Genomic DNA, 13,921 nt, shown 5'->3' on the forward strand with positions numbered 1-13,921 from the left:
GGGGAGTCCCGGCGGCCGCACTCGACGGACGCCGGTCCACCGGCACCCGGGGACCACCGCCTCCGGAAATCAGGCCACATCCTTCCCCAACGTGACCTCGCCGGCGCGAAAGCGTTCCGTCGCTCCGGCCTCGGTGCGCACGAGGAGCGAGCCCTCGTCGTCGATGCCGGTGGCGGTGCCGCGCACGGTGCGGGGGCCCTGGATGACCGCCACCGGGCGGCCGCGCAGGATGTCGTAGCGGTGCCAGAGTTCGGCGAAGCGGGTGCGGTAGGAGCCGTCGAGGAACTGCGCGTAGGCCTGCGAGACGCGGCCGATGAGGGCGGCGGCGAAGCGGTTGAGGTCGAGCGGCGCGCCGGAGGCCTCGGCGAGCGAGGTGGCGATGCGGCGCAGGTCCGCGGGCAGGTCGGCGGCGCGGCCGTTGACGTTCAGGCCGAGGCCGAAGACGAGGTCGCGCACCTGGTCGGCGTCGATGCGCGCCTCGGTGAGCATGCCGCCGGCCTTGCGGCCGTCGAGGAGCAGGTCGTTGGGCCACTTGAGGCCGGGCGAGAGTTTGCAGAAATTCTCGACCAGCTCGCAGACGCTGACGCCGAGCCAGAGCGTGAAGTCCTGCAGGCGCGCGGGCTCGAGCTGCGGGCGGAAGACGAACGTGGCGTAAAGGTTGCCGTTGGCGGCGCTGTGCCACGGCCGGCCGCGGCGGCCGCGGCCGCGGGTCTGCGCGCGGGCGAGGATGACGAGCGGCACCGGTTCGTCGGCCGCGAGGCGGCGCTCGGCCTCGCTGTTGGTGCTGTCGACGGTGTCGAGGCAGACGAGGTGCGGCGCGCGCGTGCGGCCGAGGTGGGTGCGGATGAGCGCCTCGTGCAGGCCGGCGGGCGGCGCGACGAGCCGGTAGCCGCGGCGCGGCTCGGAGGCGATGACGAAGCCCTCGTCGATGAGCCGCTTGAGGTGGAAGAAAACCGCGACGCGCGAGATGCCGAGCTGCCGGGCGAGACGGGTGCCGGTGACGAGTTCGCCGGGATGGGCGAGGAACTCGCGGAGGATCGTGACGTCGGTGTCGGGCACGGCGGTGAAATTGAAGCGCGGGGCGTGCGCTGGCAAGCGGCCGCGCGCCCGGGGCGGGCGAGCGCCGCGGCGGTTTCGCCCGGGAGAAAACGGGCGGCGCGGAGCGGGCGGTCCGGCGGCTACTTCTTGCCGTCCGACACGTCGATGACGTGCTGGAGGCGCGCGTTCTCCTCGGCGTTGCGCTCGGCCTCGTAGTCGGCGCGGGCGCGGGACTTGAACGACGGCGTGAGGAACGGAATGCTCCAGCGGTTGAGGAGCATATCGAGCGTGTTCATCTTCGCCTCGAGGCGGCGGACGGCGACGCGATCGAGTTCCTTGTTGCTGAGCCACTCGTCGGCGCGGGGCTGCTCGACCTTTTTTTCGATCACGCCGTAGTCGGGCAGGTAGACGATGCCGTCCTTTTCCTTCGCCTCCGTGTTGCCGGCGGCGGCGGTCTGGGCCTTGCGCGCGGCCTCCTCGGCGGCGGCCTTCTTGGCGGCGTCGCTTTTCGCGGGATTGAACTTCGGCAGGCGCGACAGCAGGGCCTCGTTGGTGCGGACGGAGGTGGTCGGCGTGGGCGGGTCGCCGGCGTGCAGGGCCGGCGCCGCGAGGGCGGCGGCGGCGATCAGCGCGAGGAGGCGTCGGGGTGGGCGCATCACGGGTCCGACACTGGGCGCGGCGGAAGGTTCGGTCAAACCTGGCCGCGGGGCGATTGCGATGTTGCGTGCGGCCGCGGCGGCGCAACTGTCCCGCGCGTGCCGTGGTCGATCCAGACACTCAAGAGCATGCGCAAGTGGCGCGATCGGCTCTTCATGGCGGGGCAGGTGGCGCTGGACCGCGTCCGGCTGCCGCGGGGGCGGCGGGTGCTGTTCACGCCGTGGCCGGAGGTGGAGGCGGCGTTGCGCGGAAGTTTCCAGGGCACGGCGCACGTGATGGAGATGGCGCCGCTGCCGCCGGGGGCGGTGGATTCGACGTCGTGGTGCCGCTGTCGGTCGAGGCGCTGGAGGCGGCGAGCCGGGACGAGGCGCTGCGCCGCCGCAACCCGCTGCCGCTGCCCTCGCTCGCGGCGATCCGGCGGTGCGACGACAAGGCGGCCCTCAACGCGCACCTGCGCGCCCGCGGCTTCGCGCTGCACGTGCCGGCCGAGGCGGAGCCGGGGCGGTGGCCCTACATGCTCAAGCGCCGCTGGGACGCGTGCGCGCGCAACGCGTTCCTCGTGGCCGGTCCGGCGGACGAGGCGGCGCTGGCCGCGCAGGTCGCCTCGCCGGATTTCCTGCGCCAGGAATGGATCGAGGGGAGGTGGAATACACCGCGCACCTCCTCCATTACGGCGGGCGCACGCGCCGCGCGCTGACCCTGGGCTTCGTCATGCCCAACGGCCGCTCGATCCGCGGCCGCGATCCCGTGGCCCTGCACCGCCGCTGCCGGGCGCGGCACGTCGCGCTGTTCGAGGCGATGCTGAACGCGGCCGAGTTCGAGGGGCTGTGCTGCGTGAACTACAAGGAGCGCGCGGGCGTGCCGCTGGTGCTGGAGATCAACCCGCGCTTCGGGTTCTCGCTCGCGCCGTTCTTCGCCGCGTTCGTGCGCAGCTTCCGGTGGTGACCTCGAGCGCGCGCCTCCCGCGCCGCCGGCGCGTTTTTATTCCTTGCCGAAATCCTCGGCGTGCGCGCGGAGGCGGGGCCAGTGGATGTCGGGGATCGAGGCACCGAGGTGCTGGACGGTCTCGGCGCCGAGGCGCGAGCCGATCGCCCCGGAGACGGCGAGCGTCTTGCCGCGGAGGTAGCCGTAGAGGAAGCCGGCGGCCCAGGCGTCGCCGGCGCCGGTGGTGTCGACGACGCGGTCGACGCGGACCGGGAACACGCGGTGCAGCTCGCGGCCCTGGGCGACCCAGGCGCCCTCCTTGCCCATCTTCACGGCGGCGACGCCGCCGAACTGGGCGAGCTCGCGGGCGTAGGCCTCGTAGGTGTCCTCGCGCTGGAAGAGCGCCTTGGCCTCGTCCTCGTTGCCGATGACGACGTCGAGGCCCTGGCGCAGCTGTTCGAAGATCCAGTCGCGGGCGACGTTGACGACCTCGAAGGACGCGAGGTCGAGGCTGAGCGTGCAGCCGGCGGCGCGGGCGGTGTCGACGACCTTCTGCGCCAGCGCGGGGTTGAACATCAGGTAGCCCTCGATGTGGGCGTGGCGGCAGCCCTTGAAGTCGGCGGGGGTGATCTCCTCCGGGCGGAGGGTCATGGCGGCGCCGAGGTGGGTGCGCATGGTGCGCTGGCCGTCGGGCGTGACCAGGGAGAGGCAGCGGCCGTTGGGCAGGGTGGCGCGCTTGAAGCGCGAGCCGTCGCCACCGGCGGCGACGAAGTTCTCGTAGTAGTGGCCGGCGGTGATGTCGCCGCCGATCTTGCCGAGGAAGGTGGTCTTGAGGCCGAGCTTGGTCGCGCCGAGCGTGGTGTTGGCGGCCGAGCCACCGGGCATCATGGCGATGCGGTCGCCGATGTGGTGGAGCAGGCCGACGATGTCCTCGTCGTCGACGAGCACCATGCCGCCCTTGTCGCCGGCGACGTGTTGCTTGAGGAACGCGTCGTCGACGTGGGCGAGCAGGTCCATGATCGGATTGCCGACGCCGATGAGTTCGAAGGGATGCGATGCGGTGTGCTTGGCCATGGTGCGAAAAACGGAGGGGGAGGGCGGGCGGCGCGGCTCAGAGCGTGACGGTCATGCTCGTGGCGAGGATGGGTTCGTCGTCGACCTCGATCAGGATCGAGTAGTCGCCCGGCTGCTGGAAGGTGAGGTTGCGCAGCTCGTTGATCAGGTTGATCCGGTGGAGCGGGCTCTGGGACTCGAACTCGCGGTGGATGAGCTCGCCCATGCGCGTGGGGTCGAGGCCCATCGAGATCTTGATCCGGTGCTTGCCGGTCGGCACGTCCGTCAGCGTCATGAACCACACCATGTAGGGGTGGACGACAGGGAAGGAGCGACCCTTGATGTTGGAGAAGACGCCGAGGATGGTGTGTTTCCCGGTGCCGGGGTCGATGTGGACACCGTCGCACGTCAACCAGACGAGGAGCTGAGGTTTGGCCTGCACAGGCGCGCAAAATCCCGGGGGGGCGCCGTGCTGGCAAAGCTTTTTCTGCGCGCCGGCGGGGGACGCGGCACATTTCACGCGCGGGACCCCAGCTTTTTCTTGTGTCGCGACAGGCCGCGACCAATACCGTAAAGCCCGTGAAGTATATTTTTGTTACCGGCGGTGTGGTTTCATCCTTGGGCAAGGGTCTCACGGCGGGCTCGCTCGGCGCCCTGCTCGAGACGCGCGGGCTGTCCGTGCGCATCCAGAAGTTCGACCCTTACCTCAACGTCGATCCGGGCACGATGAGCCCGTATCAGCATGGCGAGGTCTACGTGCTCGACGACGGCGCGGAGACCGACCTCGACCTCGGCCACTACGAGCGGTTCACCAGCGGCAAGCTCAGCCGCGCCAACAGCCTCTCCTCCGGCCAGATCTACGAGGCGGTGATCGCGAAGGAGCGCCGCGGCGACTACCTCGGCAAGACCGTGCAGGTGATCCCGCACGTGACGAACGAGATCAAGGAGCGCATCTACAAGGGCGGCAAGGGCGTCGACGTCCTCATCACCGAGATCGGCGGCACGACCGGCGACATCGAGGGCCTGCCGTTCCTCGAGGCGCTGCGCCAGTTCGCCCTCGAGGTCGGCCCGCGCGACTGCATTTTCATCCACGTCACCCTCGTCCCCTACGTCAACGCCGCGGGCGAGATGAAGACCAAGCCCACGCAGCAGTCCGTCGCCAAGCTGCGCGAGATCGGCATCCAGCCGCACATGGTCGTCTGCCGCTGCGAGCACCCGCTGCCGCTCGAGATGCGCGAGAAGATCTCGATGTTCTGCAATGTTCCGGTGAAGGCCGTCATGGCCGCCGAGGACGTCGAGTCGTCGATCTACGAGCTGCCGCTCATGCTCCAGAAACAGGGCATGGACCAGCTCGTGTGCGACCTGCTCGGCATCAAGAACAAGGCCCCGGCTAAGAACATCTGGGTCGACATCGTCCACCGCATCCAGTCGCCCAAGCACGAGGTGAACATCGGCGTGGTCGGCAAATACATCGAGCTGCAGGACGCCTACAAGTCCGTCTACGAGTCGCTCGCCCACGCCGGCATCGCCAACCACTGCCGCGTCAACATCGTCCGCGTCGACGCCGAGGATCTCGAGAACAAGTCCGGCCTCGCCGCGCTCAAGAAGCTCGACGGCATCCTCGTGCCCGGCGGCTTCGGCGACCGCGGCATCGAGGGCAAGATCGCCGCCGCGAAGTTCGCGCGCGAACACAGGATTCCCTACTACGGGCTCTGCCTCGGTCTCCAGATCGCCGTGATCGAGTTCGCCCGCAACGTCCTCGGCCTGAAGAAGGCCAACTCGATGGAGTTCGACGAGAAGACCACCGAGCCGGTCATCGCCCTCATGGACGAGCAGCGCAACGTCGTCCAGAAGGGCGGCACCATGCGCCTCGGCGCCTACGCCTGCGCGCTCAAGCCCGGCACGCTCGCGCGCCGCGCCTACGGCCAGGACACCGTCACCGAGCGCCACCGCCACCGCTACGAGGTGAACAACGACTACATCGAGCGCCTCGAGAAGAAGGGCATGGTCATCTCCGGCTGGAACCCGAAGCGCGGCCTCGTCGAGGTCGTCGAGCTCAAGGACCACCCGTGGTTCCTCGGCGTGCAGTGCCACCCCGAGTTCCAGTCGAAGCCGAACAAGGCCCACCCGCTCTTTGCCTCCTTCATCGCCGCCGCCATCAAGCGCCACGGCGCGAAGCAATGAAACTCTTCGACCCGCAACGCCTCCTCCTCATCGCCGGCCCGTGCTCGCTCGAGAACGAGACGGTCTGCCGCGCCGTCGCCACGACGCTGCAGCAGCTCGCCGCGCGACACCCGGAGCTGAACATCGTCTTCAAGGGTTCGTTCGACAAAGCCAACCGCACCTCGCTCGGCGGCGATCGCGGCACCGGCATGGCGGAGGGTCTGAAGCTCCTCGCGCTGATCAAGCGCGAGTTCGGCTTCCCCGTCCTGACCGACATCCACGAGCGCCAGCAGGCGGACGAGGTGGCGAAGGTCTGCGACGTGCTGCAGATCCCGGCCTTCCTCTGCCGCCAGACCGACCTCCTCCTCGCCGCCGCCGCGACGGGCCGGACGGTCAACGTGAAGAAGGGCCAGTTCCTCTCGCCGCAGGAGATGGAGTTCGTCGTCGGCAAGCTCCGCGACGGCCAAGCCGCCGAGATCTGGCAGACCGAGCGCGGCACGACCTTCGGCTACCAGAACCTCGTCGTCGACATGCGCTCCTTCGCGATGATGAAGGCGCTCGGCTACCCCGCGATCTTCGACGCCACGCACAGCGTGCAGCTGCCCGGCGCCGCCGGCGGCAAGTCCGGCGGCCGCCGCGAATTCGTGCCGCCGCTGGCCAAGGCCGCGCTCGCCGCCGGCGCCGACGGGCTCTTCATCGAGACGCACCCGGACCCGGCCCATGCGATTTCCGACGGCCCGAACATGATCCCGCTCGACCAGCTGCCGGCCCTGATCGCGTCCTGCCTCGCCATCTGGCGCGCCGCGCGCGGCTGAGCGCCGGCGGCCATAAGCGCCGGCGCGCGGCGCCGCCGCGATTTTTCTATCCGCCGGGACCGGAATTTCCGTCCCTGCCCCGGCATTGACCGCCCCGGCCGGGCCCCGCAACGTCGCGCAAAAGCAATCCCCATGTCCACGTTCCAGATCGACGTCCCGATGCCCTCGATGGGCGCCACGGTGAGCGAGCTCACCATCATCAACATCGTCGTCGCCCCGGGCGCGCAGGTCGCCAAGGGCCAGAAGCTCGCCGAGCTCGAGAGCGACAAGTCGGCGTTCGACTTCGAGTCGCCGGCCGCCGGCACGATCGTCGCGGTCCACGGCCAGAAGGGCGACGTGAAGCGCTCCGGCGAGACGCTCTTCCGCATGGAAACCGCCGATGCCAGCCTGCAGCACCTCGCGGTCGCCACGGCGCAGCACGATGCCCAGGCGGCCGCCGCCGCCGCGCCGCACGCCCCGGCCGCCAAGGCCTTGGTCTGGACGCCGCGCGCAACCAAGCTGGCGCAGGAAGCCGGCCTCGATCCGACGCAGATTTTCGACATCGAAGCCACCGGCCCCGGCGGCCGCGTGTCGGGCGACGACGTCGCGAAATACCTCGCGAGCCGGAAGGGCTGATCAGAGCTTCAGCAGCGCCTGCACCTTCGGGTCGTGCAGGTTTTCCTTCGTCACCACGATGAAGTCGGTGTGGATCACCGGCGGCACGCTCTTGCCCGCCAGCAGGTCGAGCGCGACCTCGATCGCCGTGCGTCCGATCTCGACCGGCAGCTGCGCCACCCAGCCGTGCATCGTGCCGGCCTCGAGCGCGCTCGCGACCGCGGGGTTGAGATTCATGCCGAAGCCGACGAACTTCGCGCCGCCGCCCTGCTTCACGAGCAGCTCGCACATCGCCATCGTGCCCGGCGTGCCGGAGGCGAGGACGGCCTTCGTCTGCGGGTAGCGCGTGAAGACCAGCGCGGCCCGGGCGGCCTCGACGCCGTCCTCGGTGCTGGCATAGATGTCGGCGTGCACCGGCGCCTTCGGGTGCGCGGCGCGCAGCGCCTCGAGCGCCCCGTTTTCCCGGTCGCCGGTCGCGGCGTTGTTCTGGGCGTGGCGCAGGACGGCGATCTCGTCGCCGTCGCCGATCAGGCCGGCGAGCAGCCGGCCCGCGGCCTCGCCCGCGGCGCGGTGGTCGGTGCCGATGAAGGTGGCGCCCGCACCGCCGGCGAGCGGCGAGTCGATGACCACGATCTTGATGCCCTTGGCGGCGGCCGCGGCGACGGGCTCGGCCAGCGCGTCCTTGTTGGTCGGGGCGATGACGATCGCCTGCACGCCGGACGCGGCGAGGGCGTTGAGCAGCTGGATCTGCACCGCCACGTCCGTCTCGGCCGCGGGGGCCTTGACGACGACTTCGGCCCCGTGCTGGGCGCCGGTGGCGAGCGCGGTCTGCTCGATCACCTGCCAGAACTTGGCGCGGCCCTTGAGCAGGACGCCGACCTTCGGGCCGGCGGCGAACGACAACACCTGGGCGCAGCACAAGAGCAGGGCGCCGAACACACCACGGACGAGGGATCGATTCATGGGCAAGGGGAACAGCACCCCTTCAATCGGCGCGCGGTCGCGGAAATTTAGCCCGCGTTCAGCCCCGCAGCTCGTAGCCGAGCACGCTGAGCGCCGCGACCGCCGCGGTGTCGCACCGCAGCACGAGCGGGCCGAGGGTCACGGGCACGACGTCCGCCGCGCCGCACGCGGCCATTTCGGCGGGCGAGAAATCGCCCTCGGGGCCGACCAGCCAGAGCACGCGGCGCGGCGGGCGGTTGTGCTCGGCGCGCCAGTTGTCGATGACGCCGCGCAGCAACCGGGCACCGGGGTGCAGGCTGGCGGCGAGCTTGAGCTCGTAGTCCGGCGTGGCGGCCGCGAGCAACGCCTCGAGCCGCTGCAGCGGCTCGATCTCGGGCACCCAGGGGTTGCCGCACTGCTTCGCCGCCTCGATTGCGGCGGTGCGCCACTTTTCGATCTTCTTTTCCGCCCGGTCGCCGTCGAGGTGCACCTGCGTGCGTGCCGTGAGCAGCGGGACGATGCGCGCGGCGCCGAGCTCGGTCGCCTGCCGCACGATCTCGTCCATCGTCGCGCCCTTGGGCAGGGCCTGGGCGAGCGTGATGGCGCAGGGCAGCGCCTCGGCCTGGCGGGTCGAGCGCACGCGCAGGACCGTGCCGGCCTTGGCGGGATCGACGCACTCGCACTGCCACTCGCGTCCGCGGCCGTCGAAGGCCACGACCGGATCGCCGCGCTGGCAGCGGTTGACGACGACGAGGTGGTGGCTCTCGTCGCCGTCGAGGCGGATTTCCGTCGCCGCGGCGGAGGCGGCGGGCGCGTAGGCGCGAAAATCGGGCATGCCGCACTGTCTCGCCCGGCGTGCGTCGCGTCAATGTCCGGCCAGCGACGATTTGACGCGGCCCACGATCGCCGGCACCTAGGAAATCAACCGCTGGGCCGTTGATTTAGTCATGAAATTACCGCGCAACCGTCTTGTGACCGCCGTGGCCGTGCTGCTCTGGAGCGGGGCGATCGTGCTCGGCGCCTGGCTCGCCGCCTATCAGCACCGCAAGGATTTCGCGGACTACTCTCCCAGCGAGCAGATCGACCAATTCACCCCGACGCGCGTGAGCGAACAGTTTGTCCTGGATGGCGGCACGCGGGTCTTCGAGGCGACGGCGCTCGACGGGAGCTATGTGGTCACGCTGCCGCGCGACACGACGACGCCGGTGCTGGTCGAGCTGTGCACGGTGCGCGTCCGGACCCCGCTCACTCCGTCCGCTCCCGAAACGGCCGCGTTGCGGCGATCGCTGCAGCGGGCGCTGGCGGGTGGACAACTCAGCCTGGACGCGGAAGGGCGGCGCGCGCATTGCGGGAGCTGCTGTCGCGCGGCGCGGCGGCGCGCTGAAGAGGCCAAAAATCGGGGTTTACTTCGGAGCGCGGCGCGATTTCTTTGCCGGCCTTGGCTCGCCCGAATGGCGGAATTGGCAGACGCAACGGACTCAAAATCCGTCGCCCTCTAAAGGCGTGTGGGTTCGACCCCCTCTTCGGGCACCAGCCTCCCTGCGGGGTGGACGGACAAACCGGCGGGTGGCAATTCGCTCGCCAGTCCGCGGCGGCGGCGGCTTAGTGCCCGCACGATGGCTGCTCCTTGGGGTGTGATCGGTCTGGTGGTCGCGACTGCGGCGCTGCTCGCGGGTTCGGTGGCGGTGGCGCGGGGGTGGGGCGCGTCGGCGGCCGAACGCTTCTGGATCGCCGTGGCGGTGGCGTCGGCGCAGGTCGGCGTCATCGCCGTTTCGCTGTCGTTCGCGGGCTGGCTGACGGCGCCCGCCTGGCTCGGGACTCAGCTCGGGCTCGCGGGTCTGATCGGCGCCTGGGTCCGCGCCCGGCCGGCGGCCGTGGATTTTCCTCCGTCGCCTGACGCCGGCCGCGAGGGGGCGGGCTGTGGCTGGCCGGCACTGTGCTGGTGGCCGCGCTGGCCGTGGGGCTGGAGGTCGCGCTGCCGTTGTCGGGCTTCGACGATCGCATGTATCACGCGTCGCGGGTCGCCTACTGGCTGCAGCACCGGAGCGTGCTGCCGTTCGAGACGCACAACGACCGGCAGACCGTGTTCAGCTTCGGCAGCGAGCTCGTCTTCCTGCTGCCGATGCTCTTCACGAAGACGGAGGCCTGGGGCCGCCTGTTCTTCGCGAGCGGGCTGCCGCTGGCGGCGGTGGGGCTCGTGCGGGTGATCGAGGCCGCGGGCGGGTCTCGCCGGGTCGCCTGGGCGGCGGCGTTGGTTTTTGTGAGCACGCCGCTGGTCTTCAAGCAGGGCTCGAGCGGCCTGGCGCCCGAGCCTTGGCTGGTGGTGTTCGTGCTGGGCGCCGCTTTCTGGCTGCTGCGGGCGCGCGGTCCCGGGGGCGAACGGGCGTGGCCGCTGGGGTGGGCCGGAGGCTTCGTGGCCCTCGCGATCAACGTGAAATTCACGGCGGTGTTTCTCCTGCCGGGGGCGCTTGTCGCCGTGTGGTGGTGCGGGAACGGCCGTCCGGTGCGAGCCGGCGTGCGCTTCGGCGGCGGACTCGCGCTCGGCACGATCGTGAGCGGCCTGCTGGTGCCGGTGACCGTGAATTGGCGCGAGCACGGCCATCCCTTCGGTCCGGCGGGCATGCGCGCGGCGCACCAGAGCCGCATCGATGCGCGCCAGCTGGCGGTGCATGCGGCCCGGTTGCCGTTCTTGTTGTTCGATCCGCCGGCGCTGCCGACGGCGGAGCTGCGGGAAAAACTGCAGTCGTGGGCCGAGGCAGGCGCCGCGCGCCTCGGAGCTTCGGCCCTGCTGCCCGGGGAAAGTCCGTCCGGCTGGCCCGGGCCGTTCTGTTTCCGTTTCGGCCCGACGGCCGGCCGGTTCTCGCTCGCCGGGATGCTCTGGCTGCCGTTGCTGGCCCTGGCCCTGTGGCGGACGCGGGCGGAACAACGGTCGCGGGGCGGACCGGTCAGCGCCGCAGCCGTGTTGCTCGTGCTGCAGGTGCCGATGCTGCTCGGCCTGCTGTTCCTGGTGCGCTGGCCGGGCGACGTGAATGCGATGGCGCGATTCTTCGTCTCGCCCTTCGCGCTGGGCGTGGCGCTGGGCGCCGTGCTGTGGGCCGAATGGCCGCTCCGCCGGACCGCGGGGTTTCTCGCCGGGGCAGCGATCCTGCTCCCGGTGGCGCTCATTCTCCGCTATGGGCTCTACATGTTCGTCCTGCATGTGGCGCACCTGCGGGAGACGGCCAAAATCGACGAGCCGTTCGCGGAGGCGTTGCGGGCGATGCCGGCGCCCGCCCACGTGCTGCTCGTGGCTCAGCAGGACGCCCGGGATTACGGGCTCTTTCGCCCCGCCGATCAGCTGTGCAACCAGGTTTTCCCTTGGGGCAAGGCGCCTTTCACGCCCGAGCGCCTTCGCGGCCTGATCGTTCGCGACGGGATCACCCACGTGCTGGTGCAGAACGACAACCGCGTTGACCTCCACTGGTCGCCGCCGGTCGAGACGGCGCCGATGGTCGCCTGGCTGCGCGCGCAGCCCGACCTGGCGGAAATCCCGCTGCCGGCGGAGCACCAGCGCTTGTTCGTCGTTCGCGCGGCCGGCGCGGCGCGATAGCGAGGGGTTGCGTTGGCGCGCGGAATCTCGCGCGGTCCGTTGCGCGCCGGAACCTGGGCGGGAGGAAAGCGGGCGCCGCGCCGGACGGTTATTTGGACTTGGCCGGCGTCGGTTCCTCGGTGCCGAGGATGATCATGGGCCCGGGCGTGGCGCGGCCTTCGCGGACCTTGGCCCGGACGGTCGTGGGCAGGTCGGTGCTGCGGCCGAAGAAGCTGCCGCCGACCTGGCCCATGCGGTTGAGCGCGATGAGGAAGTTCGTGCCCGGCGCGCGCACGTTCAGATACGTGATCCAGACCGGGCGCCGCCTCTGCCCGGTCGCCCGTGGCGCCCGCAGGTCGTAGGCGCAGAGGATCACCAGGTAGCGTTCGGTCATCAGGTCGGAGCGCAGCACGGCTTCCTCGGCGCTGCCGAAGGGCCCGCGCCCGAGCCGGCGCAGCGCGCGCGTGTAGCCCAGCAATTGCGCGTTGCTGGCCTGGCTGAAATTTCGCGCCGCCTCGTCGCTGAAGCCCTTCACCGTCTCGAGGCTCGGGGAAGACTGCCAGTCGGCCAGCGAGGCGGCGATCGCCGATGGGGCGGGGTCGCCGGCGCCCGCCGTGTCGCCCGCGGGCGCGGGCTCCTTGAACAGCTGGTCGGCCGCCGGGTTGTCCACGCGCGGCGTGTCGCGCGGGTCGAACGACAGGGTCGTGATGTCCTGCGCGGCCTGTAGCGATTGGTGGGGCGTGGTCACGCCCCAGTGCACCACGATCAGCAGGTCCGCGGCGGCCAGGTCCTTGGCCGGCCAGAATTGCTGGCGCGCCAGTTCGGGAGCGAGCGACTCCGCGATCTGCCGGAAGCTCATGCGCTCGAGCGAACGGTCCACCGTGATGCCGCCGAAGAAGCTGCCCTCGCCGAACACATAGCTTTCCGGCCGCACCTGCGGGCCCCCGAACTTGCGCTCCACATACGCCGGATTGGCCGTCCCGGTGACGACGATGTGGTCGTCGGCGGCGAGGCGTCCCGCGAGCGCACAGGCGCTGCCCAAGGCGAGCAGCAGGCGAAACGCAGGCAGAGGGCTCATGGGGCGGGGCGGACCGTGGCGCCTACTACACGCCCGCCGCGGGAGCGATTCAAGCGTGCGGCGGCCCGGGATTCGTCGGTCAGTTTGAAACGGGACCGGGCGGAGGCGCCGGCGCGCGACGTCAACCGGCCTCGGCTCCCGCCACGAGCAGGAACGCGTGCAGCGCCGGTTCGGGCGGCGCGTCCTTGCGCCAGCCGAGCACGAGACGGCTCTCCGGCGCCGGGCCGTCGAGCGGGCGGAAGCTGACTTCGCCCGGCAGCTGCCGCGCCTCGGACGGGCACATGAACGTCGCGCCGAGCCCGGCGCGGACCAGGCCGATGGCGTTGGCGCGCGGCCAGACCTCGTCGGCGATGCGCGGCGTCACGCCCGCCTGCTGGAACGCCGCCAGCACGCGGTCGTAGAAACCCGGGTTGTGGGCGCGTGGGAACATGACGAACGGCGTGCCGGCGAGGTCGCGGAGCCGGAGCGTCCTCGCCCGCGCGAGCGGGTGGTCGCCCGGGAGAAGCACGCCGTTTTTTTCGCGGAGCAGCACCTTGGTGCGCAGGCCGGCGGGCGCCTGCTCGTCGGGATGAAAGAAGCCGCAGGCGATCTCGCCGGCCTTCAGCGCGTCGAGCTGCGCGGAGGTGGGCGACTCGTTCAGCTCCACACGCACGCCCGGGTAGCGGCGGTTGAACTCGCGCAGGATGCCGGGCAGCACGGTCGCCATCGCCAGGCCCGTGAACGCCACGCGCACGTGCCCCGCCTGGCCGCCGGCGAGCGCCTGGATGTCGCCCGGCACCGCGGCCAGCGCGCGCAGCAGCGGCTCGATGCGCTCGAGGAAGGCCTTGCCCGCCGCCGTCAGCTCAACGCGGCGCTGCGTGCGGTTGAGCAGGTCGACGCCGAGCGAGGCCTCGAGCTGCGCGATGCTGCGCGACAGCGCCGGCTGGGCGACGGCGAGCGACTCGGCGGCCTTGCGGTAGTGCAGCTGCCGCGCGACCTCGCGGAAGTAGACGAGGTGGCGGAGCTCGAAGGGATATTGATACTCGCGCGGCATCAATCGCGATGAAAGAGGTATTTCCGGTTATGGCAAGAAGCTGGTAAGCTCCGCGC

At 70.9% G+C, this 13,921-nt stretch carries 14 protein-coding genes and 1 tRNA gene; 7 read left to right on the forward strand and 8 right to left on the reverse strand.

Annotation, left to right across the window (positions count from 1 at the left end; translation table 11 throughout):
- Positions 1–69: 69 nt before the first annotated feature.
- Together ACMYLB_RS07720 and ACMYLB_RS07725 are read right to left on the reverse strand one after the other, a co-directional pair.
- Positions 70–1,059 carry a biotin--[acetyl-CoA-carboxylase] ligase gene (locus tag ACMYLB_RS07720; protein ID WP_415910359.1) on the reverse strand — a complete coding sequence of 330 codons (990 nt, stop codon included), beginning with the start codon at positions 1,057–1,059 and terminating at the stop codon, positions 70–72.
- A gap of 119 nt (positions 1,060–1,178) precedes the next feature.
- Positions 1,179–1,694, reverse strand: coding sequence for a hypothetical protein (locus ACMYLB_RS07725; RefSeq protein ID WP_415910360.1), 516 nt, complete (start codon positions 1,692–1,694; stop codon positions 1,179–1,181).
- A 320-nt stretch (positions 1,695–2,014) separates the two neighbouring features.
- Between ACMYLB_RS07725 and ACMYLB_RS07730 the strand changes: the two genes are divergently transcribed.
- A complete protein-coding gene (locus ACMYLB_RS07730; protein ID WP_415910361.1) occupies positions 2,015–2,392 on the forward strand; it encodes a hypothetical protein in 378 nt (125 codons plus the stop codon).
- 14 nt (positions 2,393–2,406) lie between these two features.
- The gene (locus tag ACMYLB_RS07735; RefSeq protein WP_415910362.1) at positions 2,407–2,640 is read left to right on the forward strand and encodes a hypothetical protein; all 234 of its coding nucleotides are present in this window, start codon (positions 2,407–2,409) and stop codon (positions 2,638–2,640) included.
- Positions 2,641–2,676: 36 nt separating this feature from the next.
- Here the strand turns inward: ACMYLB_RS07735 and ACMYLB_RS07740 are convergent, their stop codons facing one another.
- Both ACMYLB_RS07740 and ACMYLB_RS07745 read right to left on the reverse strand, forming a co-directional pair.
- Positions 2,677–3,693: an adenosine kinase gene (locus ACMYLB_RS07740; RefSeq protein WP_415910363.1), complete on the reverse strand. Its 1,017-nt coding sequence runs from the start codon at positions 3,691–3,693 to the stop codon at positions 2,677–2,679.
- A 37-nt stretch (positions 3,694–3,730) separates the two neighbouring features.
- Positions 3,731–4,114: a DUF6941 family protein gene (locus ACMYLB_RS07745; RefSeq protein WP_415910364.1), complete on the reverse strand. Its 384-nt coding sequence runs from the start codon at positions 4,112–4,114 to the stop codon at positions 3,731–3,733.
- 137 nt (positions 4,115–4,251) lie between these two features.
- Here ACMYLB_RS07745 and ACMYLB_RS07750 point away from each other — a divergent pair, with 137 nt between their 5' ends.
- The 3 genes from ACMYLB_RS07750 to ACMYLB_RS07760 all read left to right on the forward strand — a co-directional run bounded on the left by ACMYLB_RS07750 (position 4,252) and on the right by ACMYLB_RS07760 (position 7,265).
- Positions 4,252–5,856, forward strand: a complete 1,605-nt coding sequence (locus ACMYLB_RS07750; protein ID WP_415910365.1) for a CTP synthase — start codon at positions 4,252–4,254, stop codon at positions 5,854–5,856.
- Positions 5,853–6,650, forward strand: coding sequence for a 3-deoxy-8-phosphooctulonate synthase (gene kdsA, locus ACMYLB_RS07755; protein WP_415910366.1), 798 nt, complete (start codon positions 5,853–5,855; stop codon positions 6,648–6,650). Before ACMYLB_RS07750 ends, kdsA begins: the two co-directional genes overlap by 4 nt.
- A gap of 132 nt (positions 6,651–6,782) precedes the next feature.
- Positions 6,783–7,265: a biotin/lipoyl-containing protein gene (locus ACMYLB_RS07760; protein ID WP_415910367.1), complete on the forward strand. Its 483-nt coding sequence runs from the start codon at positions 6,783–6,785 to the stop codon at positions 7,263–7,265.
- Here the strand turns inward: ACMYLB_RS07760 and ACMYLB_RS07765 are convergent, their stop codons facing one another.
- Positions 7,266–8,207: a substrate-binding domain-containing protein gene (locus ACMYLB_RS07765; protein ID WP_415910368.1), complete on the reverse strand. Its 942-nt coding sequence runs from the start codon at positions 8,205–8,207 to the stop codon at positions 7,266–7,268. It lies immediately after the preceding gene.
- A gap of 58 nt (positions 8,208–8,265) precedes the next feature.
- The gene (locus ACMYLB_RS07770; RefSeq protein WP_415910369.1) at positions 8,266–9,021 is read right to left on the reverse strand and encodes an RsmE family RNA methyltransferase; all 756 of its coding nucleotides are present in this window, start codon (positions 9,019–9,021) and stop codon (positions 8,266–8,268) included.
- Between the two features lie 610 nt (positions 9,022–9,631).
- Between ACMYLB_RS07770 and ACMYLB_RS07775 the strand changes: the two genes are divergently transcribed.
- Both ACMYLB_RS07775 and ACMYLB_RS07780 read left to right on the forward strand, forming a co-directional pair.
- Positions 9,632–9,719, forward strand: a tRNA-Leu gene (locus tag ACMYLB_RS07775).
- Between the two features lie 409 nt (positions 9,720–10,128).
- Positions 10,129–11,775 (forward strand): hypothetical protein, encoded by a 1,647-nt coding sequence (locus ACMYLB_RS07780; RefSeq protein ID WP_415910370.1) that lies wholly within the window; start codon positions 10,129–10,131, stop codon positions 11,773–11,775.
- A gap of 88 nt (positions 11,776–11,863) precedes the next feature.
- Here ACMYLB_RS07780 and ACMYLB_RS07785 read toward each other — a convergent pair whose 3' ends face one another.
- Together ACMYLB_RS07785 and ACMYLB_RS07790 are read right to left on the reverse strand one after the other, a co-directional pair.
- Positions 11,864–12,832: a hypothetical protein gene (locus ACMYLB_RS07785; RefSeq protein ID WP_415910371.1), complete on the reverse strand. Its 969-nt coding sequence runs from the start codon at positions 12,830–12,832 to the stop codon at positions 11,864–11,866.
- A 121-nt stretch (positions 12,833–12,953) separates the two neighbouring features.
- On the reverse strand, positions 12,954–13,865 hold the full coding sequence (locus ACMYLB_RS07790) for a LysR family transcriptional regulator (RefSeq protein WP_415910372.1): 912 nt from the start codon (positions 13,863–13,865) through the stop codon (positions 12,954–12,956).
- Positions 13,866–13,921: the final 56 nt, after the last annotated feature.

It is taken from the genome of Oleiharenicola sp. Vm1, assembly GCF_047777955.1.
Taxonomy (GTDB): Bacteria; Verrucomicrobiota; Verrucomicrobiia; order Opitutales; family Opitutaceae; genus Didemnitutus.

Coding starts and splice junctions, on each gene's coding strand:
- ACMYLB_RS07765 (WP_415910368.1), bottom strand. CDS start 8,207: ATGAATCGATCCCTCGTCCGTGGTGTGTTCGGCGCCCTGCTCTTGTGC.
- ACMYLB_RS07785 (WP_415910371.1), bottom strand. CDS start 12,832: ATGAGCCCTCTGCCTGCGTTTCGCCTGCTGCTCGCCTTGGGCAGCGCC.
- ACMYLB_RS07760 (WP_415910367.1), top strand. CDS start 6,783: ATGTCCACGTTCCAGATCGACGTCCCGATGCCCTCGATGGGCGCCACG.
- kdsA (WP_415910366.1), top strand. CDS start 5,853: ATGAAACTCTTCGACCCGCAACGCCTCCTCCTCATCGCCGGCCCGTGC.
- ACMYLB_RS07770 (WP_415910369.1), bottom strand. CDS start 9,021: ATGCCCGATTTTCGCGCCTACGCGCCCGCCGCCTCCGCCGCGGCGACG.
- ACMYLB_RS07735 (WP_415910362.1), top strand. CDS start 2,407: ATGCCCAACGGCCGCTCGATCCGCGGCCGCGATCCCGTGGCCCTGCAC.
- ACMYLB_RS07725 (WP_415910360.1), bottom strand. CDS start 1,694: ATGCGCCCACCCCGACGCCTCCTCGCGCTGATCGCCGCCGCCGCCCTC.
- ACMYLB_RS07790 (WP_415910372.1), bottom strand. CDS start 13,865: ATGCCGCGCGAGTATCAATATCCCTTCGAGCTCCGCCACCTCGTCTAC.
- ACMYLB_RS07740 (WP_415910363.1), bottom strand. CDS start 3,693: ATGGCCAAGCACACCGCATCGCATCCCTTCGAACTCATCGGCGTCGGC.